General features: G+C 40.0%; 2 protein-coding genes. Both read left to right on the plus strand.

All coding sequences use genetic code 11. The features are described 5' to 3' along the window. Nucleotides 1–237: 237 nt before the first annotated feature. Nucleotides 238–909 (plus strand): restriction endonuclease subunit S, encoded by a 672-nt coding sequence (locus EI164_RS15275; protein ID WP_192520807.1) that lies wholly within the window; start codon nucleotides 238–240, stop codon nucleotides 907–909. Nucleotides 910–943: 34 nt separating this feature from the next. Beyond that, nucleotides 944–3,211, plus strand: a complete 2,268-nt coding sequence (locus EI164_RS15280; RefSeq protein WP_225739344.1) for a type I restriction endonuclease subunit R — start codon at nucleotides 944–946, stop codon at nucleotides 3,209–3,211. The last annotated feature ends 45 nt before the right edge of the window (nucleotides 3,212–3,256 follow it).

Raw genomic sequence — 3,256 nt, forward strand, 5'->3', positions numbered from 1 at the left:
TTTAATCTCAGGAGTGTAGGTTTGTCTTTTCATTGTCGTATTCTCTCAGAATGTTAAGTCTCCGACAATACCGGGGCGGTTCAGTATAGTTCGGTTAGGTTGTCCATGTAAGAAGTCCTTTTTGCTTAAGTGGTCTTGGTAAACTTACTTTAGCAACTTTGGACTTCTTTTTTTATCTTTTTTTTGAGCCCTTATCCCGAATTGGGGTTAGAAAACAATACAAAGCGTATAGAATTATTGGAAGAGCAAGCACAGCTCATCTATGAAGAATGGTTTGTGCGTATGAAATTTCCTAATTATGAAAATACGAAAATTGATGCAGAGACAGGATTGCCTGAAGGGTGGACGAATATAACGTTAGCAGAAATATCAAAAATTAATGCTAACAGTATTTCGTCAAGCTTTGATGAAGACATTCAGTACATTGATATATCAAGCGTTTCAACGAAAAGTATAGATCATACAACCGAGTACCAAATCAAAGAAGCTCCTGGTCGAGCTAAAAGAATGGTTACTCATGGCGATATTATTTGGTCATGCGTACGTCCTAATCGAAAGTCCTATGCTGTCATTTGGAAACCAGAAGAAAATACTATCGCATCGACTGGTTTTTCTGTTATTACCCCAATTGATGTTTCAACCTCGTTTCTTTATCAAGCTTTAGGTACAGAACAGTTTATAGCTTATCTTACTAATAGAGCTACAGGTGCAGCTTATCCAGCCGTGAAGTCAATAGACTTTAAAGAGTATGATATTAGTTTGCCACCCAAATTATTAATCGATAAGTTCGATGCACAAACTAAGGACTATCTGGATGTGATCTGGAACCTCAAGCAACAAAATCAAAAGCTAAAAGAAGCCAGAGATATCCTCTTGCCACGTTTGATGATGGGTATTATCGAAGTATAAAAAATATAAATTAGTTGTAATTTACGGGGTAATCATGAGCTACGAATATTCAGAAGATGGCATGGTTGAGGAAGCGACCAAAGACGTATTGGTTGAGCTTGGCTGGCGAGTCGTTACGGCTTGGAAAAATGAAACCTTTGGTAAGGACGGTCTGCTTGGCAGAGAAGACAGGTCAGAGGTTATTCTCACTCGTGAGTTACGTCATGCTTTGGTTACCTTAAATCCTGAACTGCCAGATACTGCTTATGAGCAAGCCATTGACGTGATTACGCAAAAATCAGCAGATAAAACTCTTGGTAGAATCAACCAAGAGAAGTATGCACTGCTAAAAGATGGTGTCTCAGTTAAGTTCACTAATAGCGATAATGAGCTTGAAGAGCGTCATCTAAAAGTTTTTGATTATAACGACTATACCAATAATAGCTTTTTGGCAGTCAGGCAATTAGAGGTCATAGGCGATCTTTATAACCGTCGTCCTGACATGGTGGGTTTCGTCAATGGTATTCCATTGGTGTTCTTTGAGCTAAAAGCCCATCATAAAGACTTACGTCACGCTTATGATGATAACTTTACTGATTATAAAGATACTATCCCTGCCATCTTCCATTGCAATGGTTTTGTCATTCTAAGCAACGGTATAGATACCAAGGTCGGTACGATCACCAGTCCTTATAAGTATTTTCTCGATTGGAAGCGTATCGAAGAAGACGAAGAAGGTATTGTTAGTCTAGATACAATGATCCGTGGTACATGTGATCCCAAGCGCTTGATGGATATCTTTGAGAACTTTTTATTGTTCGATACCTCCTATGGTGAGGTAGTCAAGATAATGGCAAAAAACCATCAATATATCGGTGTTAATAAAGTCATTGATCAAGTGGATGACATTGAAGACTTACAAGGCAAGCTTGGCGTATTTTGGCATACCCAAGGTAGCGGTAAGTCTTATTCGATGGTTTTTTTATGCGAAAAAATTCATCGGACAATGGGCGGCTCTTATACCTTCCTGTTAGTAGTCGATAGAAGTGAGCTGGAAAGTCAGCTTTATGACACGTTCTCTGGCGTTGGTGTCGTAAACGAAAAGCATCTAATTGCAGGTAACAAATCTGGTATGACGGGACGTGAGCACTTACGTGAGCTGTTATCAGAAAATCATCGCTATATATTTACCTTGATTCATAAGTTCTCCATAGACCCAAATAAAGAGAGCGAATATCCTCTCATCACCAATCGAAAAAATGTCATCGTTATTTCAGATGAAGCCCACCGTACACAAGGCGGTATCTACGCGCGTAACATGCGTTTCTATGGCTTACCCAGTGCCTCATACCTAGGCTTTACAGGTACGCCTATTATCAAAGATGAAGAAGAGCTGACCAAGAATATATTTGGTGATTACGTTTCAGTTTATGACTTTAAACGGGCAGTCGAAGATGGGGCGACGTTACCGCTGCATTATCTAAATAAGGGCGAGCTACTTGAGATCGATAATCCAGAACTCGATGAAAAAATGGCTGAAGCGCTAGAAGATGAGAACTTAGACGAGGAGCAAAGACAAAAGCTCATTTATAAGTTCAGTAAAAATTATCCTATATTAACCGCACAGTCCCGATTAGAGACCATTGCTAAAGATTTGGTATGGCACTTTAATGAGCGTGGCTATCAAGGTAAAGGCATGCTAGTTGCTCTTGATAAGCCGACTGCGGTGCGTATGTATGACCTGATCAAAAGCTATTGGGCTGAATATCTGGTCGAGCTGCAAAAGCATATCGATGACGCTGAAGATCTGCAAGAAGCTCAAGAGCTGCGCCGAAAATACAAAAGAGTTGCTGAAACTGAGGTTTGCGTTGTAGTCAGTAGTGAGCAAAATGAAGTTGATAAGTTTAAAAAACTGGGACTAGACATCGCGACCCATCGTAAAAAAATAGTAGAGCGTGACCTAGAAAAAGAATTTAAAGATCCTGATAATCCGTTTCGTTTAGCGATTGTCTGTGCCATGTGGATCACAGGTTTTGATGCTCAGTCTGTCTCTACCGTATATTTAGACAAGCCAATCAAAGGTCATACTTTGATGCAGACCATAGCAAGGGCAAACCGTGTCTATGATGATGAAAAAGAAAATGGTTTAATTGTTGATTATGGTAATGTCTACGAGCAGCTAGAAAAAGCATATTCTGTATATGGTGAAGGTGGTAGTACTGGTGGCGAAGGCAAGGGAGAGGGTACTGGTAGCCCAATAGCAGATCTATCTGAACTAGAAGAAGTGAACCGCCCCGGTATTGTCGGAGACTTAACATTCTGAGAGAATACGACAATGAAAAGACAAACCTACACTCCTGAGATTAAA

The sequence above is a fragment of the Psychrobacter sp. FME13 genome (assembly GCF_014861395.1).
Taxonomy (GTDB): domain Bacteria; phylum Pseudomonadota; class Gammaproteobacteria; order Pseudomonadales; family Moraxellaceae; genus Psychrobacter.